The organism is Kribbella pratensis, assembly GCF_004366075.1.
GTDB lineage: Bacteria > Actinomycetota > Actinomycetes > Propionibacteriales > Kribbellaceae > Kribbella > Kribbella pratensis.
Genome location: NZ_SODU01000004.1, coordinates 512,958 through 539,178 on the forward strand (window position 1 = coordinate 512,958; position 26,221 = coordinate 539,178).

Here is a 26,221-nt window from a genome sequence, read left to right on the forward strand (position 1 = left end):
GTTCGGCGCCACCATCGATGTAGCGTATTGCTTCATGATCGAGTACGAGCTGGTCGGCAACGATCTCGGTGAGGTGCGCTTCGCGATCTCGCCGCTGAACGAACTGGTCCTGTCGCTGCGAACGATGCGCGATCCGGGCCGGTTCCCGCTGCAGCTGCCCTGGCTGCGCGCCACCGAGGCGCGCGCCGGGCTCCCGCTGGACCTGCTCCGCGCCTTGACGAACGAATTGCTGTGGACGCCGGACTTCCTCACCCCGCGGCCGTACACCCCGCTCGGCAGGATCGACGACGAGCTCGCGGCCTTGACGGACACACCGAACAGCGTGGTACGCGCGGACCTCGCGGAGATCCACCCCACCTCCTTGCCGCCGGCACTTCGGGGCCGACCTGACCGGGTCCTCACCCGTCTCCTGGCGGCACTGCGGGAGTACTGGGAGGCCTGTTTCGAGCCGTACTGGCAACGCATGCGGACCGTGCTCGAGGCCGACGTCGTGTACCGCGGCCGGGTCACAGCACGATCCGGGCTCGCGGTGATGTTCGCCGACCTCGACCAGCATGCTCGCCTCGAGAACAGCGTGGTGTGCGTACGCCTGCGCAGCGATCTCTCCTACCGCACCTCGACCGCAGGCCGCGGATTGACGCTCGCCCCGTCGCTCTTCAGCCGGCGAGCGACAGCGCCGATCTCCCCAGACGAACCACCGCACATCATGTACCCGGCGCGCGGCCTCGGAACGCTCTGGGAAACCGAGACGACCACGCCGGCCCTTGCACTGGTGGGTCTCATCGGCCGTGTCCGCGCCCGGCTGATGGGACTCCTCGAGACACCGACCTCGTCGACCGAGCTCGCCGTGCGCCTCGATGTCACACCGACCGCCGTCAACCAGCACCTGCGCGCACTACGCGCAGCCGGCCTCCTCATCTCGGCCCGCCACGGACGCTCCGTCCTCTACCGCCGCTCAGACCTCGGCGACCGCCTGATCCGCGGCGCCTAGCTCAACGACTCGCGTCCTGGCCTGTGGTGCTCTCGCGGATCTGGAGGGTGTAGTCGGCCGGTAGTTCGGCAGGGGCGGAGCTGTCGCCGTCGAGACGGTTCAGCAGGAGTTGTACGGCGTTCTTGGCGATCTGGGTCTTGTCGGGGCTGATCGTGGTGAGGCTCGGGGTGCTGTAGCGGCCGTCCTCGATGTCGTCGAAGCCGACCAGGGCGATGTCGTCGGGGACGCGGAGGCCGCGACTGAGGATGGTGCGCAGTGCACCGAGGGCGAGCAGGTCGTTGTAGCAGAACACCGCATCGGGCAGTTCGGGGAGCGCGAGCAGGTCGGCCATCGCGGCCGCGCCGTCGGCCCGGTGGAAGTACTCCGTCGGACGAACGAGCTCGGGGATCACCTGCCGGCCGGCCGCGCGGAGGGCGGCCCGGTAGCCCTGCGTCCGGAGCTGACCGGTCTGGCGGGTCTCGTCGAACTGGTCGCCGATCGCAGCGATCCGTTGCCGGCCGAGCTCGATGAGATGCCGCGTCGCGAGCTCGGCGGCGCCGACGTTGTCGATCATGATGTGGTCGAGCCCGCCCTGGACGACGCGCTCACCGAGCAGCACCACCGGCGTCGACGACGCCCGGTTGCGCAGGTCGGCGCCGCCGAGCGCCAGCGGGTTGAAGATCAGTCCGTCGAACATCGCGGCCCGGCTACCGCGCATCACCAGTTCGCGCTCGCGGACCGGATCGCCGTCGGTCTGGTCGACCACGACCGTGTAGCCGGCCACCGCCGCCTGCTCGATCACCGCCCGGGTCAGCTCGGCGAAGTACGGTACGTCGAGCTCGGGCAGCACCAGCGCGATCAGTCCGGAGCGGCCGTTGCGCAGCGTCCGGGCGACCGCGTTCGGCTGGTATCCGAGCTCGTCGAGCGCACGTTGCACCCGGGCCCGGGTCTCCGTGGCGACCTGCGGGAAGTCGTTGACGACGTTCGACACCGTCCGGACCGAGACACCGGCCCGCTCGGCGACTTCGCGCAGTGTGGCGGCCACTGTGCACCTCGTTTCGTGAGCAACTGAAGTCTTGACACTTGCAACGTTGCAACCTTAGCGTCTCCAGCACTACTTGCAACGTTGCAAGCCCAGCAAAGTCATGAAGGACCGCGACATGACCACTCCCTCTGCAACCTCACTTTCCCGCCGCACCTTGTTCCGCGGCGCCGGTGCCGCACTGGTGGCCGGCGGCCTCGGCGCCTGCGCGCCCGGCAGCACCACTGGCAGCAGTCCGCTGCCGAGCGCGAGCACGACGAAGCCGCCGTCCGGCGAGATCACCATCTGGGACCGCACCGGCGACCTGTACAAGGTGTTCGACAAGGCGATCGCGTCGTTCACCGCGAAGTACCCGCAGGTGAAGGTCAACCATGTGGCCGTCGACATCAACGCCAAACTGCCGGCCACGCTGATCAGCGGCGCGGGCGTGCCCGACGGTGCGTTCTACGACGACGCACTGCTCACCGGTGTCGCGCCGCACCTGCACGATCTCAGCCAGCTGATCGAGCAGTACAAACCGGACATCGCGCCGTACAAGCTCGGTGTGGTGACCGTCGACGGCAAGGTCGTCGCGGTGCCGTGGGACCTCGATCCCGGGCTCCTGTTCTACCGCGAGGACATCGTCACGCGGGCGGGTGTCGACCCGGCGAGCCTGACGACGTACGACGCTCTGCTGGACGCCGCGCGGACGGTTCGGGAGAAGTCTCCGAACGCGAAGCCGATCCATCTCGAGAACGACCAGTTCCTCGCTCAGCTGTGGATCGACATGTTCGCCAACCAGCAGGGCGCCGGGATGGTAGGTGCTGACGGCAAGCTCACGATCGACTCCGATCCGTACCGCAACGTGCTGACCTGGTTGGACAAGGTCCGGTCCGAAGGGCTGGGGACGCTGGCGAAGTACACCCAGCCGACCGACCTGCAGACGCAGGACAACGGCACCCAGGTGTTCGTGCCCTGGGCGCAGTGGTTCGTGTTCGCGCCACAACAGTTGCTGAAGGCAAGCAAGGGCAAGTGGCGGGCCACCGCACTGCCCGCCTGGCAGGCCGGCGGTGCGCGGGCGGGCGTGATGGGCGGTTCGTCGTTCGTCATCCCGGCCAAGGCCAAGAACCCGGAGCTGGCCTGGCGGCTGTACGAGCACCTCGTGTTCAGCAAGGAGGGCTACACCACGGTGTACGGACAGAACGACGTGTACCCGGGCGGCCTCAACACGTCGATCCCGTCGTACCTCCCGGCGCTCGACCCGAACACCCCGCTGTTCAAGCCGATCGAGGCGCTCGGCGGTCAGGACCTGTGGAAGGTCGCGGTCGAGGCGGGCAAGCAGGTGCCGAGCGGTTACACGATTCCCACCTGGTGGGGGAAGGCGGTCGACTACTTCGGCGTCAACGTGCAGAAGCTGCTCGCCGGGCAGATGACGCCCGATCAGGTCCTCACGACGTCGGCGACCCAGATCCAGAAGAACCTGATGGGGCCCAGCTGAATGGCGACCCTGACCGAGGCGACGGCCACCCGGCGCTCGGCGCACCGAGTACGGCGACGCCGGGTCAAAGCCGCGCCCTACCTGTTCGTCGCACCGTTCGTCCTGGTCTTCGCCGCGTTCAGCGCCTATCCGATCTTCTTCGCCCTGCAGTTGAGTTTCACCGACTGGCACGGCGCGGGTGCGTTGAAGATCACCGGGCTCGCGAACTACCGGTACCTGCTGACCAGCCCGGACTTCTGGCAGTCGATGGCGACGTCCGGCGCGCTCTGGCTGCTCGTCGTACCGGCGCAGGTGATGCTCGCGCTGACCATCGCGGTTGCGTTGCGCAAGGCCCGGTTCCGCGGGCTGTTCAGTGCCGCGCTGATCGCGCCGTTCGTGACGCCACTCGTGGCGATGGCACAAGTGTGGATCATTCTCTTCGACCAGGACTTCGGCGCTGTCAACCACGGCTTGTCGTCGATCGGATTGCCGACAATCGGCTGGTTGACAACCTCCGCGTGGGCGAAGGTGACGGTCGCCCTCCTCGTCCTCTGGCGAACGACCGGGTACGCCGTGATCCTGTTGATGGCCGGATTGTCGACGATCCCCGCGGATGTGTACGAGGCAGCCCGGATCGACGGGGCCGGCGCCTGGCAGCAGTTCTGGTCGATCACCGTCCCCTTGGTGACCCGGACGCTCAGCTTCGTCGTCGTGATCGGCACGCTGACCGTCTTCCAGTTGTTCGCCGAGCCGTACGTCGTGACCGGCGGCGGACCGTTCAACGCGACCAGGACCGCCGGGCTCTACCTCTACAAGCACATCACCAACTCCGACCTCGGCCTCGGGGCGGCGAACTCGATGCTGCTCGTCGTGATGGTGCTGGCGTTGTCGCTCGCGTCGATCCGGCTGCTGCGGTCGAGGGAGGACTCATGAAGTCTGTCGGACGGTACGGCCTGCTGACGGTCGCCGGTGTCATCAGTCTCGCGCCGCTGCTGTGGATGATGGCCTCGTCGCTCAAGACCGGCGGCGACATCATCGCCCGGCCGTTCAGCTTCGACCCCGGCCAGCTGACGCTGACGAACTTCCGGTCGATGCTGGACACGATCCCGATCGGCACCGGTTTCCGGAACACCGCGATCGTGGTCGTGGTCAAAGGTGCGCTGACGATGGTCTTCTGCCCGATGGCCGGGTTCGCGTTCGCGAAGTACGCTTTTCCAGGCAAGCGGGTGCTGTTCGCGACCGTGCTGACCACGTTGATGCTGCCGACGCTGGTGCTGCTGATCCCGTTGCTGCTGGAGATGAGCCAGCTTGGCTGGGTGAGCACGTTCCAGGCGCTGATCCTGCCCGGCGCGATCGACGCGTTCGGCGTGTTCTGGATGCGGCAGGTGATCCTGGCGATCCCCGACGAGCTGCTCGACGCGGCCCGGGTCGACGGCGCGGGCGAGCTGCGCATCTTCGCGAGCATCGTGCTCCCGGTGATCCGGCCCGGGCTGGCGGCACTCGGCGTACTGACCTTCATCAACATCTACAACGACTTCGTCTGGCCGGTGGTCGCGGTGAACGACGAGCAGCACCAGACCCTCCAGGTGATGCTCTCGGCACTCGCACAGAACATCCGCTCGGGCCAGCTCGGCGCGGACTGGACCAGCGTCTGGGGTCAGTTGCTCGCGGCAAGCACCGTGGCCGCGATCCCCGTCCTTGTCGTTTTCGTCTTCCTGCAACGTCACCTGATCAAAGGCGTCATGGCCGGCAGCCTCAAAGGCTGAGACGGTCGACCCATCGGAGAACAACTGTGAACACACCACGCACTGAATACCCACGACCGCATTTCGACCGGTCAGGCCGCTGGCTCAATCTCAACGGCGAGTGGGACTTCGCCCGGAGTCCTGGCGAGTTCGCGGAAACCGTTGTCGTCCCGTTTCCGTGGGAGCACCCCGACTCCGGCGTCGTCGCCCACTGGCTGCCCACGGCCTGGTACCGGCGGCAGATCGAGCGCCCGGCCGACTGGGCAGCGGAGCGGACCGTCCTGCACTTCGGCGCCGTCCACCACCACGCGACCGTGTGGGTCAACGGTGAACTCGCCGTCGAACACAGCGGCGGTTACCTTCCGTTCGAGGCCGACATCACCGATCTGCTCGACCCGTCGGGTCGTGCGGAGCTCGTCGTCCAGGTGGAAGCGCCGACCGACAAGCGGTTCATCCCGCACGGAAAACAGCGCAGTATCCCCGCCGATGACTACGACGGCTGCGCGTTCACACCCTCCAGCGGGATCTGGCAGACCGTGTGGCTCGAGCCCCGACCGGCGTCGTACATCTCCCACCTCGATCTCCGCCCGACCGAGGCGCTCGACGGCATCGAGGTCACGCTCTCCGGTCCGTCGCCGGTCCGGATCGAGATCCCGGGGGTCGTGGTCCGCGAGTACGACGAATGGCCCGGGACGGCAACGCTCCCGATCGATCGGCCCCGCTTGTGGAGTCCGGACGATCCGCATCTGTACGACGTGATCGTGACCGCCGGCGCGGACACGGTGCGCGGATATACCGGGCTGCGGAAGGTGGAGTGGCACAGCGGCAATCTCATGGTGAACGGCGTACCGACGTACGTGCGAGGCGTGCTCGACCAAGGATTCTGGCCGACAGGTGGGCACGCGGCGCCGAGTGACGAGGCACTCCGGCAGGACCTTGAGCTGGCGCGCGCGGCCGGGTTCAACCTGGTTCGCAAGCACATCAAGCTCGAGGATCCGCGGTGGCTGTACTGGGCCGACCGGCTCGGGATGCTGGTGTGGGCCGAGCCGCCGTCGACCGGGCGCTTCACACCCGAGGCAGTTGCGGCCTTCGAGGACGTGACGGCCGGGATGGTCGCGCGGGACGGCAACCACCCGAGCATCGTGATCTGGGGCGGGTACAACGAGGAGTGGGGGCTGGACTGGGACGTGCCCGGTGACCCGGCGAAGCAGGCCGCCGTACGTCGTGTGTACCGGATCCTCCGGGACGCGGACCCGACCCGTCCGGTCGTCGACAACTCGGGCTGGGCGCATGTCGAGACCGATCTCGTCGACTGGCACTACTACGACGAGAACGTCGCGTCGTGGGCGGCGACCGTTGATCGGCTGGTCAACACCGCCGACGGAGCCTTTCCGGTCAAGCTCGGGCCTGATCTTGTGGTCAACAAGGCGATCGCGGCACCCGGTTTCGACGGAAGCGACAAGATCCAGCTCAATGGAGAGTACGGCGGCGGTTCGACCAGTGTGGAACGTGGGTGGCATCTCCGTTGGCAGACCCAGGAGCTTCGCCGCCACCCGCGCAACGCGGGCTACATCTACACCGAGTTGTACGACATCGAGCACGAGACGGTCGGTGTCTACACCTACGACCGCCGTTCCAAGGACCTCGGCGGCGTCATCCCGTCCGACGTCCACGCGCAAACCGTGCTGATCGTCGACCTGACACCTGAGGCACCGGGTCGTGACCTCGTGCTCTCAGGGGATGCCGCGACCGTGCCGGTCCGCATCTCCCACCACGGACCTGAGCCTCTCCTGGGCACGTTGCACTGGGCAACTGGTACAGCACCGGTCGACGCCAAGCCCTTCACCGTCACCGATCCCATCGACATCACGGTCTCCGAGCCCGGACGCGTTCGCCTGTGGCTCACGGACACCGCCGGCACCGTCGTAGCCCGCGCCTTCATCGACGTCGCCACCGACTGACCTTTCCTCGACCCACCGCCCTTTGTCAGAGGAGGATCCATGCCGATCCGTAGGCTGCTGGTTGCCCTTGGCCTCGTTGCCGCGGCGCTCGTCGCATTGCCGGCGAGTGCCGCACCACCGGGCAACGTGTTGTACAGCCCGAACCTGTCCACCTTCCCGAACGCCGACGCCAGCTATCCGCGGGTGATTCGGCTCGACCACGACGGCAACGCCGGCCGGACCGTCCTCGCGACCTTCGCCCGCCGCAACGAATCCGGACCGAGCAGCTTCCCGGTGTTCCGCAGTACCGACGGCGGCGCGACGTTCGGCGGCAACCCGATCAGCACGATCACCTCGAACACAGCCGGGTGGGATCTCGGTGCGCCCGTGATCTACGAAGTACCGCGCACCGCCAACGGGCTCAACGCCGGCGACCTGCTCGCGGCCGGTACCGCCTGGGACGAGGGCAACTTCACCGCGCAGAAGATCGAGGTGTTCAAGAGCACCGATCACGGCGCCAGCTGGCAGTACCTGTCGAACTGCACCCAGACCAGCGGCCAGCCGAACACCATCGGTCAGGGCATCTGGGAGCCGTGGTTCCTGCTCGCGCCGAACAACACCCTCGCCTGCTTCATCTCCGACGAACGCCCAGCCGGTTCGCCGACCAACAACCAGATCATCGGCCATTACACCTCGACCAACGGCGGCGCGAGCTGGAGCGGGAGCATCACCCCGGACGTCGCCTTCCCCGCGGACAACCTGGCACGCCCGGGCATGTCGATCATCACGCCGCTGCCGAACGGCCAGTTCCTGATGTCGTACGAGCTCTGCCGCGACGCCACCAACGCGGACCACGCCTGCGCGGTGTACCTGAAGACCAGTCCGGACGGCCTGAACTGGGCACCGACCGACAATCCCGGAACGCTCGCCCAGACAAGCGACGGCCGGCATCTGCTGCACACGCCGTACGTCGCCTGGGTCCCCGGCGGCGGACCGAACGGCACGCTGCTGCTGTCCGGCCAACGCGTCGTCACCGGCCCGACCGGCAACAAGGCTGTGATGGCCGAGTCGGGATCGGTGCTGCTGGCGAACACGTCGCTCGGCTCCGGTAGCTGGACCGAGCTGGAGGCTCCGGTCAACGTCAACCCGACCGGCGGTTACGCCTCCGGGGTTCCCAGCTGCCCGGGCTACAGTTCGCCGGTCGTCGGTTCGGCCAACGGTACGTCGTTCCTCTACCTGGCCGCGACGTGGCTCGGGACCGGGAACCAGTGCCAGGTGCGCTTCGGCACGGGAACCGTCGGCGGACCGACCGGTGCGATCACCGGACCGGCGGCGGCCGGCAACTGCCTGGACGTCGATCACAACACTGCGGTCAACGGAAACGCCGTACAGCTGTGGACGTGCGGCGGCGTACCAGGTCAGCAGTGGACGATGATGGCCGACGGCACCATCCGCTCGTTCGGCAAGTGCTTGGACATCGTCGGCAACGGTACGGCGAACTTCACCAAGGTCCAGCTCTGGGACTGCGGTCCGGCCGGCGGGCAACAGTGGCGTCCACAAGCGAACGGCTCGTTGCTCAACCCGCAATCAGGTCGTTGCCTGGACAGCCCTGGCGGCGCGACCGCGGACGGCACCGACCTGCAGATCTACGACTGCAACGGCCTCGATCCGCAGAAGTGGAACGTGCCCGGCTTCCCGACCGGTCCGATCACCGGACCGGCGGCCGCCGGCAAATGCGTCGACGTCGACACGAACACCCCGACCAGCGGAAACGCCGTGCAACTCTGGACGTGCAACGGCGTACCCGGGCAGCAGTGGACGATGTCGACCGACGGCAGGATCCGAGCCTTCGGGAAATGCCTCGACATCGTCGGCAACGGCACAGCAAACCTCACCAAGGTTCAACTCTGGGACTGCGGCCCCGCCGGCGGCCAAATCTGGCAACCCCAGCCCAACGGCTCCCTCCTGAACCCCCAATCCGGCCGCTGCCTGGACACCCCCAACGGCACCACCACAGACGGCACCAAGCTCCAAATCTACGACTGCACCGGCCAAAACCCTCAGAAGTGGAAGGTCCCCGTCTAACGATCCCTGACCGGCCGGTCTCAAGTGGCTACTGGACGGTGAACGTTCGGGTGGCGTATCCGAAGTACGCGGTGCCGAAATTGGTCAGGACCTGCAGCGTATGTGGACCACTCGACAGTCCGCTGGCGGTGAACGGCGACGTGCAGGTGCCGATGCTCTCGCCGTCCAGGTAGCACTCTGTCGACTCGACGGACAGGCCGGACCTGTCGAACGGGATCGACACGTCCGGTCCGGTCGTCGCCGGGGTATCGCCGATGACGACGTTGTGGCCCTGCCAGTTGAAGTCGTCGACCTGTTCGGTCGTCGTGTTGTACAAGGGAGTTCCGAGGTCGAGCTGGCCGCCACCGAGAACGTCCCAGACGTTGAACGACTGGAGGATGTCGCGGCCCGCGGTCCTGGTCAGAACGGCGACCCGGTTGCCGACAGGGTCCCACCCGAGATCAGCGATGGTCGTCCCCTGCACGTAGGCGAGGTCGGCGACTGTGGCCGTTCCACCGTCGCGTGGCAAGAGGGCAACCAGGCCGAGTGTCCCCTCGGGCACGTAGGCCAGCCAGTCTCCGCGCGGTGAAAGTACGGCGTGCGTCGCGCCCTCGGAACCCTCGATGACGGACAGCCGTGCACCCTGTTCCGCCGCGTCGACACGGGCCAGCGGCGACCCGCTGAGGCTGGTGTCCTGGACGATCAGGGAGTGGTTGTCGGTGTGCCAGATCGGATGATCGAGGTTGCAACCGACTCTGACCGCAGACGAGTCCGACAGTGTCAGGATGTCGACGCAGGTTGTCGAGTCGTCACTCGTCGTGCTGAACGCGATTCGCGTACCGTCCGGCGACCACGCGGGGTGTGCGATGCCTGGTGTGGACCGAACGAGCGTGTCCGTGCCTTGCTGACGGATCCACAGACCATTCGCGACGACATACGCGACGTCGACACCATTCGGGCCGCTTGTCACCTCGGTTGCGCCCGCCGGCGCATGCTCGACCGGAACAACCTGCGCCGCCTTCGGTACGGCGAGACTCCCGAGCACCGCAGGCTCATTCGGCCGTCGGATAACCGCCGTGACCTGCTCGCTCGCCGGAATCGGCGACACTCGAGCGCTTTCCAGGCTCGGCTCGAACTCGTTGACGGCCCACATCTGGTACGTCACCGGGCGCGAGGCAGCCGTCCATGGCTCAGTCCAGTGCGTCTGGTCCGGCGCGACCTCGAACGTGGTGTCGACACCGTCGACGGTCCGCCGTACGACGAAGCCGACCGGCGTCGCGTTGCCCCACGATCCCGGTGTCCACGAGAGATCCACGCCACTGTAGGTCGCGTCCACCGTGATCTTGCCAGGCATGTCGGGACGGTCATAAACGCTGGCGCTGAAATGAACATGACGCGTGCCTCGCGAGGTGCCGTCCAGGATCTCGACGTCCTGCGCATACTCCGCGGCGTACGTGGCAGTGAGGCTCATGTCCACAAGACAACTGTTCCCGGGTCGGACGATGCCGCACCCGCTTCTCAGAAGCCAGGCGGAACCACCTTTCAGCGGTTGCACGGAAAGCACCAGATCGGTCGTCCCCACGTTCGTCAAGGTTGCATGCCTGCCTGGCCGCTGCGTACCGGCGAAGACCTTGCCGAAATCCACCCGCGGAGTGTCGACGGCGATGGCCGCGAACGGCCGTGTGCTCTTCACCCGAATCTCGCCGTAGACCGATGCTGCACCAGCACAGGAGCCGGAGTATGTCGCGCTCATCGTCGCGACCCGCAGGTCGGCGGTGTACGCGAGCTCCGTGACGTTCAACGTGCCCTCGAGCGCGCACTGGGCGTCCTTCTGCCGAAGGACGAAGTTCGAGCCGTTCGCCCCAAGAGCCACACTCCCCGCGCCGGAGAGGAAACGCGGCAAGGTGATCCCCACAGTGCCTGCCGACAGCGTTCGCGTGGTCTCGGTGGAAGCCTCCGTGTCCTGGGCAGAAACCTCATCCGCGAGCCAGGTGGATGCTCCGCCCGGGTCGGCGTCAACGGTGAGTACGTCAGTAGTCCCGACCGCCGGATCCGTCGCCGGCCTGGTGCCGGTTGCGGGCGCGCTCGGTTGACTCGCACCGTCGGCGTTCACCGCGATCACGCGGTACGTCCCACTGCCACCCGCCTTCACACGTGCGTCCACCCAACTCGTCGTACCCGCTGGCAGGTTCTTCGAGGCATCGCCCCATGCGCCATTGGAACGCAGCGACTGGACGACGTAACTCTGAACAGCACCTCCGCCACCGACAGGCGCGGCCCAAGCGAGGCCGATACCACCGACGACCGGAAAGGTGTGTACGGCGCTCGGCGCTGCGGGAGCCACGTCCACCTGCAGACGCGAGGACGACTGTGGCACAGCAGCAGCGGGGACAGCCGCGCTCAACGGCAAGGACAGAACGAGGGCATACGTCAGCAGCCTGTGGGGGCGGCGCATCGACACTCCAAGGTTGGGGCGGATCCGGCGCACCCCGAGTGGCACCGGCGAGAGTCAGGAAGAGTTTTATCCTTCCAACACGCTCCGGCGCAACCCCGGTTGCAGCTTGTTGCAGAGTTAGGAAGCCCTTAGCAACAAGGAGAAACGGCGACTCGTTGGTGGGTCCTACATGACCGGTGAGTAGCGTGTATGGTCCCGGCGTGTGAACCGGTCCTGTTGTCTGCGCACAGCGACCGGGCGACCACTCAAAGTTGTGATCTAGGCCAATTCATCACTGATCGGCAACATTTTCACTGCGCCGGCGGTTGATCTCGTACTCTCCCTTCGGGGATTCATTTGAAACGACCTGGGGGGAACCCATGCTTCGGAGGCTTCTGGCCTCAGCTGCCGCATTGGTTGTCGCAGCCGCGGCGATCGTGTTCATCGACCGGGCGGCCGACGCGGCCGCGGCCGCTGTCAGCATCACCGCGACGCAGGCATCGAACGGCACCACGACGTTGACCTATCGCGCGACCGTGCTCAAAGCGGGCGCGATCCGCGAGGTCACGATGGCGATCCCGGCCGGGACCACAGGCCGGGTCACGTCGATCAACGGCACGGTCAGCTCGGTCACGAGCACCGTGCTGCGCTGGCGACCCGCCCGCGTCACGAACGTTGCCGTCGGCGCACGGCTCGCGATCCCGCTGTACGGACTGAAGCTGCCCGCCGGCGGCCCGTGGACGCTGGGATTCAAGTCGATCGGCACTGCGGGTCAGGTCATCACGTCCGGCGCCGGCGTACTGCAGCCGTTGAAGACCTACACGGCCGCTGTCGCGGTCAAGGCGACGAACCCGATTCCCGCCCAGACGACGAATCTGACGTACCAGGCCACGATCACCAAAGCGGGCACCCTGGGCGCCGTCCGCATGCAGTTGCCGACCGGCGCCACCGGCACGTACAGCACCATCAACGGCACGCTCTCCGTCGACGGCGGCTACGCCACCTGGAAACCGAAGTCACCGCTCAACGTCGCACTCGGCGCACGCCTGGCGATCCCGGTGAACGGCGTCCAGCTCTCCCGGTACGGCGGAACGATGAGCCTCACCGTCTCCGCGACCACGCCGACCGCCACCGTGCTGAGCTCCGGCGCCGGAAGCATCACGTTCATCGCACCGCCCGCCGAGATGCCCGCCGTCGCCGCCGCGGGCTTCGTCGCGCCGCCCGCCGGATGCCCGGACACCTGGCCGACGACGACCGTCGAGAACGCCAAGGCGGGCACCGGCGACTGGGTCGTCCCGACCAGCATGAACGGCACTCTCGCCGCCTACCTGACGCAGGTCTCGGCCAGCTGCGGTGACTCCGTCGACCTCAAGGTCACCTCCGGCAAACCGGTCAGCGTCGTCGCCTACCGGATGGGGTACTACGCCGGGCTCGGCGGGCGCGAGATCTGGCGGCAGGACGACGTACCGACTGTGGTTCAGGAAGCACCGACGACCGGCGGAGCGTCGGCCGACGGCAAGCCGCTGCGGATGACATCGGCGGCGAGCTGGTCCAAGACGCTCAGCATCCCTGTGGACAAGGACTGGGTGCCGGGAACGTACCTGATCAAGGTCAGTGACGGCACCTCCGCGACCTACGCACCGCTGACGGTCCGCGACGACACCGGCACCAAGCATGACCTGATGATCCAGCAAGCGACCGCGACCTGGCAGGCATACAACAGCTACGGCGGATCGGGCTTCTACACCGGCGGAGTCGACGGCGGCTCCGGTCGGCTGACGTTCGACCGGCCGTACAACGAAGGTCAGGGCTCCGGGCAGTACCTCACACTCGAACAGGGACTGGTGTTCTGGGCCGAGTCGAAGGGACTCGACGTCACCTACTGGACCGACAACGACCTCGACCAGTACGGCGGTCAACTGCCGACACGAGCCCGGACACTCTTCCTGCCCGGACACGACGAGTACTACTCGCTGCGGATGCGGGCCGCGCTCAGCCAGGCGATCGCCCGCGGCGTCAACGTCGCCAACCTCGGCGCGAACACGGCGTACCGCGTGATCACCTTCACCGACGAGACGCGGCGGGCCTGGGACATCGATCGGTACACCGACGGCTACAACTCCACGACGTGGCGCTACCAGGGTGACGCGTACGCGTCGCAGCCGCTGCTCGGCGCGGACTACATCTGCCCGGTGCTGGGCAACACCCTGACGACCGGCAGCGGATGGATCTTCGACGGTGTCCCCAGCGGCACGACGCTGCCCGGCTTCATCGCCGGCGAGGTCGACTATGTCTGGCCCGATCTCTACAAGCAGCCAGGCCAGACAACGCTCGCCAGCGGCACCGGAGCGTGCCGCTCGAACGGCCGCGCCGCGCCCATGCACGTCACGGCGTACACCGCCCCGTCGGGCGCCCGCGTCCTGAACGGCTCCACCTTCGCCTACGGCTGCTTCCTCGTCGGCCGCTGCCCGTCGAACTGGACAGTCCCCTCCCCCGATGCGGCCTCGCAGAAGGCAGTCGCCACGATCGTCGCCAACATCGCTGAGTGGGTCTCCCGCGGCACCATCGCCGTACCGTCCGAAACCACAGCCGCCAAGATCCGCGTCGCCGTACCGAAACACCCGCTGCAAACCAACACCCAACCCTGAGCGAACCGGGTCGCTCACCCAACCGGCCGAGACCCGTCAGCTGACCGTCGAGATCAGCTGACGGGTACGTCGGCGACGACGGCGTAGTGGTCCGAGGGTGGGCGGCCGTGGTCTTCGTCGAATCCGACGAGGCGGGAGTCGGTCGGGACCAGGCCGTCGTTGGCCAGGATGTAGTCGATCCGTTGGTCCTCGAGCCACTCGCCGTGCCCGAGGTAGGGATTGTGGGAGCTGTAGGTGACGCCGTCGTACACCTGTTGCCAGCAGTCGTCGAGCACGGCGAGCAGCGGGTCGAGCTCGGGGCAGTCGGGTGGCGCATTCAAGTCACCGGCCACGACGACGTCGTCACCGCGGTCCTTGAGTTCGGACACGAGCGACGCCAGCGAACTCGCCTGCGCGAAGCGTTCCCGCTGATGGTCCTCTTCCCAGTCCAGGCAGCTGGTGATGAAGTGCAGACTGTCCTCCCCCAGCCGGATCTCCGCCCGGAGCGCGACCGTGCCGGTCGACAACGTGTGCTGCTCGACCGCCCGCAACGGGAAGCGGCTCAGAATGCCCAGCCCGAGCCGTACGTCGGGATCCGGGTCACGCGGCATCCGCGACGGCGCGAACACCGACGACATCCCCAACTCGAACCCGAGCTGGTCGGTCTGGGACTGTCCGTCACTTCGCCAGGTTTCCTGCAGGGCAAGGAAATCGGGTCGTTGCGCCCGCACCGTTTCGGCGATCGCCCGCTGGCGCCGGAGCCAGTGGTCACCGAACCGCCCCCACACGTTCCACGTCATGAACCTCACTGCGACTTCACCTTCCTCGTACGGCGCCGTACCGGTACCCGCAACGACCGAGGACACGCCGATGAGTCATGGGTTACCCGACGCCCAGCGGGGAACCGGGCGGGTATGACTGTGAAGCTGAACAAGAAGGCGTTCGAGCACGCGAAAAGCCTTGTGGAAAAGGGACAGACGACCAAGGACGAGCGGGACGACTGGAGCGAGCACGCCCCCACCGCGGCCGAGCAGAACGCGTATTTGGACAAGCACGGCTGGAGCGACTACGGCCTGTGGTTCCTAGGTGTCGACACCGACATGGACGAGGAGACCAAGGGACACTACGAGTTCCCGTACGGCGACTTCCAGCGGGTGCACCGCTGCGGTGTCATCAGCGCTGAGTCCCGCGCGGCGCAGTACAACCACCGCGATATCCAGGACGCACTGGAGAAGATCCACGAACTCCTGGACGGCGAACACAGTTGAGATTCCCGGTCACCGCGGGAAGGGACCCCAGTAGGGCGGGTATTGGTAATAGCCGTAGACATCCTCGTAGTGGCGGCGCTCGAGGACGACCTCCGGGTCGTACACCGGGCCGCCGGCTACGTGGTCGCGGTTCTGCGAGATGTGAACGGCGTCCGCGTCGACGCTCGTCACCGCCTCCACCGGGACCATGACCTTCCGTTGCCCCAGGCCGAGGAAGCCGCCCGAGCCGACCTCGAGGAAGCGGACTCGCCGCTCCTGCTCGTCGACGATCAGACCGTCGACCGTGCCGATCTCGTCATCGTTACGATCCAGAACTTTCAGTCCGCGCAGGTCATCGGCGGGGTCGGCCAGCTCCAGCCCCACATCCGTCAACCGGACCAGCGCGTGGGCAGTATCGGCAGTATCGGCAGTATCGGCAGAATCGGCAGAATCGCCGGTGGCGTCAGTCATCGCGCACTCCCTTCAAGCCGTCCCGGCCACCGGCCGACGGCACCGTGCGAGAAACCACCGGTCGGTGACACCACCCCGGTACCCCGGCGCCACGGCCTTCAAGCCGGACATCCGCCGGGGCCGCGCGCTACTCGCGGGCGCCCTGGTCGAGGACCTTGTTCACGGAGCGTTCCAGCCGCGCTCTCGTTTCCTCGTCGGCGAGGTCGTCGCCGACACGGTCGACGGCGTCCGCGATCGTGTGCCCGTGCTCGTACTGCTCCACGACACGCGGATCGACGTACGACGCCCTGGCCACCGCCGGCGTGTTACCGAGGTGCTCGGACACCTCCTCGAGCATCTCCCTCACCGCCGCGTTCAGGGCCTGCTTCGTGGTCGGCGGCTCCGCCTCGGCCAGATCCACCGCGGCGTGCACGGTCGCGGTCCAGGTCCGCAGGTCCTTCACGGTGAAGTCGTCACCGACCAGCTCGCGGAACCGGTCGTTGATCATCCCGGCATCGATCTCGTGATACTCGTCGCCGTCGCGATACACCAGCAGCTGCTTCTTCTTGTGCCGGCTTCGCTTCAGCGAACGCACGGCTGCCACCAGGTTGGCGTCGTCCAGCTCGAACGTCCGCCGCTGCCCGCCCTTCGCCCGAAAGTCGAACACGAGCTTCCCGCGGCTGATCCGTACGTCGTCACGCAGCAAGGTGGCCGCACCCCGGCTGCCGTACTCCTCGGCGTACTGCGTGTTGCCGGTCCGGAAGACGCCGTAGTCCAGCATCCGCAGCGCGACCGCGAGCACCCGCCGCCGCTGCAGGCCCCGCGCACACAGATCCTCGTCCACCGCCTCCCGGAACGCGGGTAGTTTGCGCGCCAGCTGCCGCACTCGATCATGCTTGTCCGCATCCTGCGCCGACCGCCAGTCATCGTGGTACAGATACTGACGGCGACCGGCCTGATCGGTCCCGACGGCCTGGATGTGCCCGTTCGGGAACGGACAGATCCACACGTCCTGCCAGGCCGGCGGAATCGCCAGGGTCCGGATTCGCTCGACCGTGTCCGTGTCGTCGATGACCTTGCCATCGGCATCGAGATAGCTGAACCCACGCCCTCGCCGCACGCGGGTGAACCCCGCCTGCTCCGGGTGACTACGCCGTAGGCGCATGACAGTGCAGCCAGCGATAGCCGTAGCCGGCGAGTCGGACCGAGTTCTTCGACGCCGGTTCGTACTCACCGTCGGCGAGCAGGTCGGTCCGCACGTCGTACGGAAGGTCGACCTCGAGCTCGTCGGCGGACAGATTGGCCAGCATCAGTACGGCGCCGCTGCCGCGGTGGTGCAGGACGGCGAAGACCGAGCGCTGCCGAAGAGCCAACGCCTCGCAGCGGTGCGGCGGGAGCTCGCCGAGCTCTCGCCGGCTGCGGACCAGCTGCGCCACCCTGCTGAACAGAGACCCGGGACGAAACTCCTGGTCCGCGACGTTGACCTGCGAGAACCCGTAGCGGCCGTCCTGGAGGACGGCCGGAGCAACCACCCCAGCCGGTGCCTTGCTGAACCCGCCGTTCGGTTCGGACGACCACTGCATCGGCGTCCGCACCGACATCCGGTCCGGCAGCGCCAGGTCCTCACCCATCCCGATCTCCTCGCCGTACCGGACAACCGGTGCCCCTGGCAACGACTCGGCGATCGCATGCGCCAGCGCGGTACGTCGTACGTCACCGAGCATCGGCGCCAGCCGACGGCGGATCCCGCGGCCGAACGCGCGCATGTTCGCGGCCGGCGCGAACGCCGCCATCACCTCGTCGCGCTCCGGCGCCGACAACCGGTCCAGGTCCAGCTCGTCGTGGTTGCGCAGCCAGTTGACGTAGGTGCATCCGTCCGGCGGATCGGGCTGCGCACGCAGCGCCCGGACCAGCGGCTCGGCGTCCCCGCGTGCCAGCGCGAGGAACAGCAGGTTGTTCGTCCAGAAGTCCAGCACCGCGTGCAGGCGGCCGCCGTTGCCGAAGTACAGGTCGTACTGGTCCGGTGGCACGTCCACCTCGCCCATCAACGGCGCGCCGTCGGCCATCTCCGCAAGCTCGGAGAGGAACCAGAAACCGTCGTCGCGGTCATCGCTCAGGGCCGCCTGCCGGACCATGTACGGCACCGCGTCGACCCGGAACCCGTCGACTCCCCGGTCGAGCCAATGCCGGACGATGCGCTCGATCTCCGCACGAACCGCCGGATGGCCGACGTCCAGATCGGCCTCGTGCCGGTAGAACGCGTGCCGGTAGTACATCGCGGCATGCTCGTCGTATGCCCAGATCGAGTCCTCGACGCCCGGAAAGACCGGACCTCGCACGGCGGGATCGTCGCGCGGCTCCGCGGCCCACACGTAGTAGTCGCGGTACGGCGAACCAGGGTCGTCCCGTGCCGCCCGGAACCATGGATGATGGATCGATGTGTGCTGGACGACGAGTTCGACGATGACCCGCAGATCCAGCTCATGGCAGCGCTCCACGAGCTCCTCGAAGTCGGCCATCGTGCCGAACCGGGAGGAGACACCGCAGTGGTCCACGACGTCGTACCCGGCATCCAGGTACGGCGACACGTAGAACGGTTGCAACCAGATGGTGTCCGCCCCGACCGCCCGCACGTGGTCCAGCTTCCGGAGAACGCCTGCCAGATCACCGACACCGTCGTCGTCGGAGTCGAAGAACACCGCCGGGTCCAGCTGATAGATCACCCGCCCGTCAAGTCGCATGGCCTGCCGGTACCCCGCCCTCGGGCCGTGCACGCCTCGTGGCAGACCCGACCGTTTCGGCAGCGGAGCGGCGGACACCTGACGGTCATGTCGACACTGCTGCCAATCGCTTCCGCGCCGGACAGCGCGCGGATCCTGCGAGACGTCCTCGGACCGGTCGTTGCCCAGGGACCGATCCTTCGCAGACCCAGGCTGGGCACGCTCGCCGAGAAGCTGCGCGTGGACGACCGCGCGCTTCGTCGCGTCCGGCGACTCCGTGGCCGGTACGGCGAGGGGCCCGTCCTGCTGCGGATCGCCGGGCGCACGATCGCACTCGTTCTCGCTGCCGACGACGTCCATCGACTGCTGAAGGAAACGCCCGAACCGTTCGCCGCCGCAACCGGTCTGAAGATCGGGGCGCTGACGCACTTCCAGCCGCACGCGGTCCTGACGACCAACTCGTCGCTGCGGGCCGGACGTCGTGAGCTGAACGAGGATGCCCTCGACAGTCACCTCCCTGTCCATCGTCACGGCCACCGGTTCGTCGACGTGGTCCACGAGGAGCTGGACGGCCTGGACGCCCGCACTCTCGGCTGGGACGACTTCCGCAGCGTCTGGTCCCGCGTCGTACGCCGGATCGTGCTCGGGGACGCCGCCCGCAGCGACGTGGAACTCACCGAGCAGCTCGACCAGCTCCGCGCCGACGCGAACTGGGCACAGCTGGGCCCGGGGCACGACGATACGCGCGCCCGTTTCCTCGCGACGGTTTCCCAGTACGTCGACAAGGCCGAAACCGGAAGCCTCGTCGAAGCCCTCGACCGACGGTCCGAGACACTCGACCCGGCCGGTCAGGTGCCGCACTGGCTGTTCGCCTTCGACGCCGCCGGCATCGCGCTCTGGCGACTCCTCGCCGTCCTCGGCACCGACCAGTCGCGCCTCGAGCCCATCGTCGCCGAGGCGCGTCACCCGGAGGCTTCCCCCTTGCTGGCCCACGCCGGCGCCGCGATGCAGGAGTCCGTCCGGTTGTGGCCCACCACTCTGGTCATCCTGCGCCAGTCGCACGAGGACACCGAATGGCGTGGCAGGATCGCGCCGGCCGGAACCGAGTTCGTGATCGTGAGCTCGGTGTTCCATCGCGACGACGACGCACTCGACTTCGCGAACCGATTCGAACCGGCTGTCTGGCTGGACGGCCGCGCCGACGGTTCCTGGCCGATCGTCCCGTTCAGCGAAGGTCCCGCAGGGTGCCCCGGACGGAACGTCGTACTGCTCACCACCAGCGCCGCGGTCAGCCACCTCGCCGACCGCTACGACCTCGATGTCGATCCAACGACCCGCGCGAAGCTGGCCGGGCCGATGCCCGGCACGTTCAACCACGCCGACGTACGCATCGGCTTCTGGAGACGTCGCGACAGCTGAGAAACCCTGAGAACGTCAGGACCGGCCGGGCAGGAACTCCTGAACCTTGGACTTGAACCCCTGCTTGATCATCGAGGAACGGTCGCTGTCACCGCGCACGATCGACTCCGCCGCCTTCTCGATCTGGTCCCAGGTCGCATGCGGCGGAATCGGCGGCACCGCGGGATCGGTGCGGAACTCGACCACGCACGGGCGATCCGCCCGCAGCGCCTCCTCCCAGGCCGGCACGACCTCCTCGGGCTTCTCGGCCGTCACTCCGTGCAGCCCGAGCAGCCTCGCGTACCCGGCGTACGGGAACTCCGGCAGCTCCTGCGAAGGCAGGAACTGGGGCGAGCCTCCCATCGCCCGCAGTTCCCACGTCACCTGGTTCAGATCGTTGTTGTGCAGTACGGCGACCACCAGGCGCGGATCCGCCCACTCCTGCCAGTACTTCGCGATCGTGATCAGCTCGTTGATCCCGTTCATCTGCATCGCGCCGTCACCCACCAGCGCGTAGCCGGGCCGGTCCGGGAGCCCGAACTTCGCGCCGATCACGTACGGCACACCAGGACCCATCGTGGCCAGCGTCCCGGACAGCGATCCCCGCATGTCTGCGCGCATCCGGATGTGCCGCGCGTACCAGTTCGCCGCCGATCCGGAGTCCGCCGCGAGGATCGCGTCGCGCGGCAGCCGCTGCGACAACTCGTGGAACACCAGCTCCGGGTTGATCGGATCCGCCGAGGTGTGCGCGCGACGCTCCATGACCTCCCACCAGCGCCTGACGTTGCTCTCGACGCCCGACCGCCACGACCGGTCGTCCTTGCGCTGCACGAGCGGAATGAGCGCGCGCAGAGTCCGTGACGCGTCCCCGACCAGGTTCACCTCGAACGGGTACCGCATCCCGACCATCGTGGGATCGAGATCGACCTGGATCGCCCGCGCCTTGCCGAACTCGGGCAGGAACTGCGAATAGGGGAAGTTCGATCCCACGACCAGCAAGGTGTCGCAATCCGTCATCAGCTCGTACGACGGCCGCGTCCCGAGCAGCCCGATCGAGCCTGTCACCCACGGCAGCTCGTCGGACAGAACGTCCTTGCCCAGCAGGGCTTTCGCGACACCGGCTCCGGTGAGCTCCGCGAGCTCCGTGACCTCGCTCGCCGCCCCACGGGCACCTTGACCGACCAGGAACGCGACCCGCGAACCCGCGTTCAGGATCTCCGCGGCCCGCTCGAGCTGCTCGGCCGCCGGGACCGGCGCCGACCAGGTCAGGTCCAGGCTCGACGGCACCATCTTGAACGCGTGCGACGGCGCCGTGTACTCCAACTCTTGGACGTCCGAGGGGATGATCAGCGCTGTCACGGTACGCCGGGCCGCCGCGATCCGGATCGCCCGGTCGAGGACGTTCGGCAGCTGCTCCGCGACCATCACCGTCTCGCAGTAGTCGGACGCGACGTCCTTGAAGAGCGTGTGCAGGTCGACCTCCTGCTGATAGCTGCCGCCCATCGCGCTCCGCGCCGTCTGCCCCACGATCGCCACCACAGGAACGTGATCGAGCTTCGCGTCGTACAGCCCGTTCAGCAGGTGGATCGCGCCCGGCCCGCTGGTCGCCGTACAGACACCGACGCGGCCGGTGAACTTGGCGTACCCGACCGCTTCGAAGGCCGCCATCTCCTCGTGCCGGGCCTGGACGAACCGCGGCTGGTTGTCCGCCTTCTGCCACGCGGAGAGCAGTCCGTTGATGCCGTCCCCGGCGTACCCGAAGACGTGCTCGACACCCCAGTCACGCAGCCGCTGGAGTACGTAGTCGCCAACTGTCGTGCTCATGTCCATCCTCCCGACGAGACCCGGCCGGTCCTGGCCGGTACCCGGGGTGTTCGGCAGCAAACGGGTTTCGAGCGGCCCGTCGTGGTCACCGGAGAGGCGTCCGCTCGATGGTCGGACCAGCTCCTGAGGAGGATCGCGTGGGACAGGTTGTGGTAGTGACCGGCGCCAGCGGCGGCATCGGCCGGGCGAGCGCGGTCGCCTTCGCCCGGCGCGGCGACAAGGTCGCGTTGCTTGCCCGCGGCGAGGCGGGACTCGAAGGCGCTGTCCGTGACGTCACCGCGGCCGGCGGAACCGCGCTTCCGATCGAGGTCGACGTCGCCGACTACGAAAAGGTCGAGGCCGCCGCGGATCAGGTGGAGAAGGAACTCGGGCCGATCGACGTCTGGGTGAACGTCGCCTTCTCGTCGGTGTTCGCGCCGTTCCTGGAGATCGAGCCCAGCGAGTTCAAACGAACCACCGAGGTGACCTATCTCGGGTACGTCCACGGAACCCGGGCCGCGCTCCGCCGGATGAAGCCGCGCGACCACGGCGCGATCGTGCAGGTGGGGTCGGCGCTCGCGTACCGCGGGATCCCGCTGCAGTCGGCGTACTGCGGGGCGAAGCACGCGATCCAGGGTTTCCATGACTCGTTGCGGTGCGAACTGCTGCACGACAAGTCCGACGTGCACGTGACCATGGTCCAGATGCCGGCCGTCAACACACCGCAGTTCTCGTGGGTGTTGTCCCGGTTGCCGAAGCACCCGCAGCCCGTGCCGCCGATCTTTCAGCCGGAAGTCGCCGCGGACGCCGTCGTCTACGCGGCCGATCACCCGCGCCGGCGCGAGTACTGGGTCGGGGCTCCGACCGTGGGCACGCTGATCGCGAACAAGTTCGCCGCCGGGCTCCTGGACCGCTACCTGGCGCGCACCGGCTACAAGGGACAACAGAGCGACCAGCCCCCCGAGAAGGCCGCGAATCTGTGGGAACCCGCCGACGAGGAGCGCGACTACGGCGCTCACGGGGCGTTCGACGAACGGTCGACGCCGCGCAGTCTCCAGACCTGGGCCTCCAGGCATCGCGGACTGGTCGGAGCATTCGCCGCAGGCGCTACTGCGGCAGCGGTCTCCTGGGGCCGCAACCGCCGGTAACAGGCCCGGCGATTGGAGAACACGACATCGGGCACCCGATGGGTGACGAGCAACGCGGAGGTGCGCGTGAAGATCGGATACTTCTTGTCCAGCGAGGAATACTCGCCCGCTGAACTGATCGAGCAGGCCCGGATGGCCGAAGAGGCCGGGTTCGACGGCTTGTGGATCAGCGATCACTTCCATCCCTGGAACGACGAGCAGGGCGAGAGCGCGTTCGTCTGGTCGACGATCGGCGCGATCTCCCAGGTGTGCGAGCTGCCGGTGACGACCGCGGTCACCTGTCCGACGGTACGGATCCATCCGGCCGTGATCGCGCAGGCGGCCGCGACCAGCGCCGTACTGCTGAACGGACGGTTCACGCTCGGGGTCGGGACCGGTGAGGCGTTGAACGAGCACATCCTCGGCACGGTCTGGCCCACGCTCGACGTACGGCTGGAAATGCTCGAGGAAGCGGTCGAGATCATGCGCCGGCTGTGGACCGAGGACGGATTCGTCAACCATCACGGCAAGCACTACACGGTCGACACCGCGCGGATCTACACCCGGCCGCAGGAGCCGTTGCCGATCTACATGTCCGGATTCGGGCCTGAGGCAACCGATGTCGCGGCGCGGATCGCCGACGGCTACATCACCACCGCACCCGACCGCGACCTGCTGCAGCGTTTCCGCGACAACGGCGGCGGGTCGAAGCCGGCGCAGGCCGGGTTCAAGGTCAGCTACGCGCCGACCGAAGACGAAGGCATCGAACAGGCCCACCGGATCTGGGCCAACGCCGGCGTCCCCGGCGAGCTCGCCCAGGTGCTCCCGTCACCGCGGCACTTCGAGCAGGCCAGCCAGCTGGTGACCAAGGAGTCCACGGCGCAGTCCGTTGCCTGCGGCCCGAAGGCGGACGTCCACGTCGACGCGTTCACGCCGTACGTCGAGGCCGGGTTCGACGAGGTGTACGTCGCCAACATCGGCCCGCACACCGTCGACATGATGAACCTCTACCGCACCGAAATCCTCCCCGAGCTCCGCCTGCACAAGGAGCACTCATGACCAGCCACGAAGCCTGGACCACCGTCGACGTCGCGCCGAACATCCTGTTCGACCGACTGTCGGACCTCGACCATCTGCCTGAGTACCTGCCGCAGCTGACCGCACTGCACCGCACCAAGGCGACCCCCGTGGAAGCGCAGGGTCCCGAGGCCCGGCGGCCGCACCAAGCCGTGCACGAAGAGATCGACGTCACCGCCGCCGGCGGGCGCCGGGAGGGCTGGGTCGACGTCCTCGCCGAGGACCGCATCCTCCGGTGGAGCACCGAGGGCGCCCACGACTACCACGGCGAGCTCATCGTCGACTTCGTCGCCGACGGAACGTCGAAACTGACGGTCCGCCTGCACACCACCGACCCCACTCCGGTCGACGACGAACTCCAACAAGCCCTGTCCGGCATCAAGACCGCCGTGGAGCAGCATCTCCCCACCGAGTCCGATTCCTGACAGCGCACGTCAGGAGCGCTTCTCCGCCAGGAGTTTGAGGCGGCGAAGCGCCTCGGCGTTGCGGGGGTGCAGCATCAGGTCGGCCAGTCGCTCCGGCAACAGCGCGATCGGGCCGCTGGTGGCCCGCTCGGTCATCACCAAGCGGCAGCACCCGTCCGAGGTCTTCGTCGCCCGGAACTCCACCTCGCCGTACCCCGCGGGCCAGACCCGGAGCTGCAGTCGCAGCCGCTGCAGCGGCTCGTATTCGAGGACCTTCGTGGTGTCGTCCAGCAGGAAAGGCCACGCACCCACCGAGTGATGGATCCGGCCACCGGGCTCCGGCCACGGCGGGTCGACGTCCCGGATCCTCGACGCGCCCACCACCCACGCGGCGTACGACCAGCCGTTCGTGAGAATCGCGAACACGTCCTCGACACTCGCCTCGATCAGGCACTCGTTTTCACTCACCCCGCACGCGGTACCCCATCCACCGCACGTCCACGCCCTGCTTTGCCGGGGTGCTCTGCGGTGCGCACAACGCATGGCAGCTGACGGATGCGGGCACCTGTACTGGTATGCGTAGTGAGCCGAGGCTGCTGTGGTCGTCCGCCATGCGCGGGTGCAGGAGTGGGCCATGAGTACATCAGCAAGTGCGGACGCCTCGGCTCCGATCGAGTTCCAAGCCGTCGGCGGACCCCTCGAGCGGGCGCTCATCTGGGTGTTCATCGTCGTACCCACCATCGCGCTGCTGCCGGCGATCGTCTTCGCCTGGGGCGGCTGGATCGGGTGGCACGACGTCGTCGTCCTGATCGTGTTCTACGTGATCACGACCACCGGCATCGGTGCCGGGTATCACCGATGCTTCACCCACGGCTCGTTCAAGAGCAGGCGCGGCCTGAAGATCGCACTCGCGATCGCCGGGAGCATGGCGCTCGAAGGGCCGGTGATCCGCTGGGTGGCCGACCACCGCAAACACCACAAGTTCTCCGATCGCGAGGGAGATCCGCACTCCCCCTGGCGCTACGGCACCAGCGCGTGGGCGGTCACCAAGGGATTCGTCTTCGCCCATGCCGGATGGGTGCTGTGGGGCCAAGATCGTGCCGACCCCAAGCACTACGCGCCGGACCTCCTGCACGACCGCGACCTGGCAGCGATCTCGCGGCACTTCCGCTGGCTGGCCGCGATCTCGCTGCTGGCGCCCGCGCTCATCGGCGGGCTGTGGGACAGGTCGTGGCACGGTGCCGCTACCGGCTTCTTCTGGGGCACTCTGGTCCGTGTCGCCCTCATGCACCATGTCACCTTCTCGATCAACTCGATCTGTCACGTCTCCGGCAAGAAACCCTTCACGGCCCGAGACAGGTCAGGCAACGTCTGGTGGCTGGCCATCCTCAGCCAGGGCGAGTCATGGCACAACCTCCATCACGCCGACCCCACGTGCGCACGCCACGGCGTACTCAAGGGACAGATCGACATCAACGCCTGGCTCATCAAACAGTTCGAACGGTTCGGGTGGGCGTACGACGTGAGATGGCCGGATCCCGCACGCCTCGAGAAGAAGCGCGCCGTAGTCAGCTGACCCGCCGAAGCTGTCATGGACTCGTCGCAATATCTATCGTGGCGAGCATAGACATTCGGAATCGGTCGATGTAATCTTCCTGGTGTTGACAGAGAAGAACGCGCCGGGGCGTGGAGGCTCGATGACCCCAGACACACGGAG

Annotated in this window: 21 protein-coding genes; 13 read left to right on the top strand and 8 right to left on the bottom strand. The window is 67.5% G+C overall.

Annotated features, from left to right (window positions below):
- The first annotated feature begins 34 nt into the window (after positions 1 to 34).
- On the top strand, positions 35 to 991 hold the full coding sequence (locus EV137_RS34795) for an ArsR/SmtB family transcription factor (protein WP_134132344.1): 957 nt from the start codon (positions 35 to 37) through the stop codon (positions 989 to 991).
- Position 992: 1 nt separating this feature from the next.
- Here the strand turns inward: EV137_RS34795 and EV137_RS34800 are convergent, their stop codons facing one another.
- Complete coding sequence (locus EV137_RS34800; RefSeq protein ID WP_134132346.1) at positions 993 to 2,015, bottom strand: LacI family DNA-binding transcriptional regulator; 1,023 nt, start codon at positions 2,013 to 2,015, stop codon at positions 993 to 995.
- Between the two features lie 115 nt (positions 2,016 to 2,130).
- On the opposite strand from EV137_RS34800, the gene EV137_RS34805 reads away from it, so the two are divergent.
- Genes EV137_RS34805 through EV137_RS34825 form a run of 5 tightly spaced genes read left to right on the top strand, consistent with a single transcriptional unit; the run spans position 2,131 to position 9,238 of the window.
- On the top strand, positions 2,131 to 3,489 hold the full coding sequence (locus EV137_RS34805) for an ABC transporter substrate-binding protein (protein WP_166680096.1): 1,359 nt from the start codon (positions 2,131 to 2,133) through the stop codon (positions 3,487 to 3,489).
- A complete protein-coding gene (locus tag EV137_RS34810; protein ID WP_134132347.1) occupies positions 3,490 to 4,401 on the top strand; it encodes a carbohydrate ABC transporter permease in 912 nt (303 codons plus the stop codon).
- Positions 4,398 to 5,234 carry a carbohydrate ABC transporter permease gene (locus tag EV137_RS34815; protein WP_134132349.1) on the top strand — a complete coding sequence of 279 codons (837 nt, stop codon included), beginning with the start codon at positions 4,398 to 4,400 and terminating at the stop codon, positions 5,232 to 5,234. The genes EV137_RS34810 and EV137_RS34815 overlap by 4 nt, the downstream gene beginning before the upstream one ends.
- A 26-nt stretch (positions 5,235 to 5,260) precedes the next feature.
- The gene (locus EV137_RS34820; protein WP_134132351.1) at positions 5,261 to 7,174 is read left to right on the top strand and encodes a glycoside hydrolase family 2 protein; all 1,914 of its coding nucleotides are present in this window, start codon (positions 5,261 to 5,263) and stop codon (positions 7,172 to 7,174) included.
- 39 nt (positions 7,175 to 7,213) lie between these two features.
- The gene (locus EV137_RS34825; protein ID WP_134132353.1) at positions 7,214 to 9,238 is read left to right on the top strand and encodes a ricin-type beta-trefoil lectin domain protein; all 2,025 of its coding nucleotides are present in this window, start codon (positions 7,214 to 7,216) and stop codon (positions 9,236 to 9,238) included.
- Between the two features lie 28 nt (positions 9,239 to 9,266).
- Here EV137_RS34825 and EV137_RS34830 read toward each other — a convergent pair whose 3' ends face one another.
- The gene (locus EV137_RS34830; protein ID WP_166680097.1) at positions 9,267 to 11,381 is read right to left on the bottom strand and encodes a TolB family protein; all 2,115 of its coding nucleotides are present in this window, start codon (positions 11,379 to 11,381) and stop codon (positions 9,267 to 9,269) included.
- 650 nt (positions 11,382 to 12,031) lie between these two features.
- Here EV137_RS34830 and EV137_RS40875 point away from each other — a divergent pair.
- Positions 12,032 to 14,299 (top strand): N,N-dimethylformamidase beta subunit family domain-containing protein, encoded by a 2,268-nt coding sequence (locus EV137_RS40875; RefSeq protein WP_166680098.1) that lies wholly within the window; start codon positions 12,032 to 12,034, stop codon positions 14,297 to 14,299.
- Positions 14,300 to 14,352: 53 nt separating this feature from the next.
- Here the strand turns inward: EV137_RS40875 and EV137_RS34840 are convergent, their stop codons facing one another.
- Complete coding sequence (locus tag EV137_RS34840) at positions 14,353 to 15,078, bottom strand: endonuclease/exonuclease/phosphatase family protein (RefSeq protein ID WP_238175802.1); 726 nt, start codon at positions 15,076 to 15,078, stop codon at positions 14,353 to 14,355.
- A 114-nt stretch (positions 15,079 to 15,192) separates the two neighbouring features.
- On the opposite strand from EV137_RS34840, the gene EV137_RS34845 reads away from it, so the two are divergent.
- Positions 15,193 to 15,546 (top strand): hypothetical protein, encoded by a 354-nt coding sequence (locus EV137_RS34845; RefSeq protein WP_134013200.1) that lies wholly within the window; start codon positions 15,193 to 15,195, stop codon positions 15,544 to 15,546.
- 9 nt (positions 15,547 to 15,555) lie between these two features.
- Here EV137_RS34845 and EV137_RS34850 read toward each other — a convergent pair whose 3' ends face one another.
- From EV137_RS34850 to EV137_RS34860, 3 genes are all read right to left on the bottom strand, one after another.
- Positions 15,556 to 15,996 carry a PRC-barrel domain-containing protein gene (locus EV137_RS34850; protein WP_134132358.1) on the bottom strand — a complete coding sequence of 147 codons (441 nt, stop codon included), beginning with the start codon at positions 15,994 to 15,996 and terminating at the stop codon, positions 15,556 to 15,558.
- A 127-nt stretch (positions 15,997 to 16,123) separates the two neighbouring features.
- On the bottom strand, positions 16,124 to 17,095 hold the full coding sequence (locus EV137_RS34855; protein ID WP_238175763.1) for a DNA topoisomerase IB: 972 nt from the start codon (positions 17,093 to 17,095) through the stop codon (positions 16,124 to 16,126).
- A gap of 28 nt (positions 17,096 to 17,123) precedes the next feature.
- Positions 17,124 to 18,716 (bottom strand): alpha-amylase family protein, encoded by a 1,593-nt coding sequence (locus EV137_RS34860; RefSeq protein WP_134132360.1) that lies wholly within the window; start codon positions 18,714 to 18,716, stop codon positions 17,124 to 17,126.
- 87 nt (positions 18,717 to 18,803) lie between these two features.
- On the opposite strand from EV137_RS34860, the gene EV137_RS34865 reads away from it, so the two are divergent.
- The gene (locus EV137_RS34865) at positions 18,804 to 20,114 is read left to right on the top strand and encodes a cytochrome P450 (protein WP_134132361.1); all 1,311 of its coding nucleotides are present in this window, start codon (positions 18,804 to 18,806) and stop codon (positions 20,112 to 20,114) included.
- A gap of 15 nt (positions 20,115 to 20,129) precedes the next feature.
- On the opposite strand, the gene EV137_RS34870 is transcribed toward EV137_RS34865, so the two are convergent.
- Positions 20,130 to 21,917, bottom strand: coding sequence for a thiamine pyrophosphate-requiring protein (locus EV137_RS34870; protein WP_134013191.1), 1,788 nt, complete (start codon positions 21,915 to 21,917; stop codon positions 20,130 to 20,132).
- Positions 21,918 to 22,054: 137 nt separating this feature from the next.
- Here EV137_RS34870 and EV137_RS34875 point away from each other — a divergent pair, with 137 nt between their 5' ends.
- From EV137_RS34875 to EV137_RS34885, 3 genes are all read left to right on the top strand, one after another.
- A complete protein-coding gene (locus EV137_RS34875) occupies positions 22,055 to 23,044 on the top strand; it encodes an SDR family oxidoreductase (RefSeq protein ID WP_202871278.1) in 990 nt (329 codons plus the stop codon).
- A 66-nt stretch (positions 23,045 to 23,110) separates the two neighbouring features.
- On the top strand, positions 23,111 to 24,082 hold the full coding sequence (locus tag EV137_RS34880) for a TIGR03557 family F420-dependent LLM class oxidoreductase (protein ID WP_134013187.1): 972 nt from the start codon (positions 23,111 to 23,113) through the stop codon (positions 24,080 to 24,082).
- Entirely contained in the window at positions 24,079 to 24,525 is a 447-nt protein-coding gene (locus tag EV137_RS34885) for an SRPBCC family protein (protein ID WP_134132363.1), read from the top strand. Before EV137_RS34880 ends, EV137_RS34885 begins: the two co-directional genes overlap by 4 nt.
- A 9-nt stretch (positions 24,526 to 24,534) precedes the next feature.
- Here the strand turns inward: EV137_RS34885 and EV137_RS34890 are convergent, their stop codons facing one another.
- The gene (locus tag EV137_RS34890) at positions 24,535 to 24,972 is read right to left on the bottom strand and encodes an SRPBCC family protein (RefSeq protein ID WP_202870566.1); all 438 of its coding nucleotides are present in this window, start codon (positions 24,970 to 24,972) and stop codon (positions 24,535 to 24,537) included.
- A gap of 166 nt (positions 24,973 to 25,138) precedes the next feature.
- Between EV137_RS34890 and EV137_RS34895 the strand changes: the two genes are divergently transcribed.
- Entirely contained in the window at positions 25,139 to 26,080 is a 942-nt protein-coding gene (locus tag EV137_RS34895) for an acyl-CoA desaturase (protein ID WP_134013183.1), read from the top strand.
- The last annotated feature ends 141 nt before the right edge of the window (positions 26,081 to 26,221 follow it).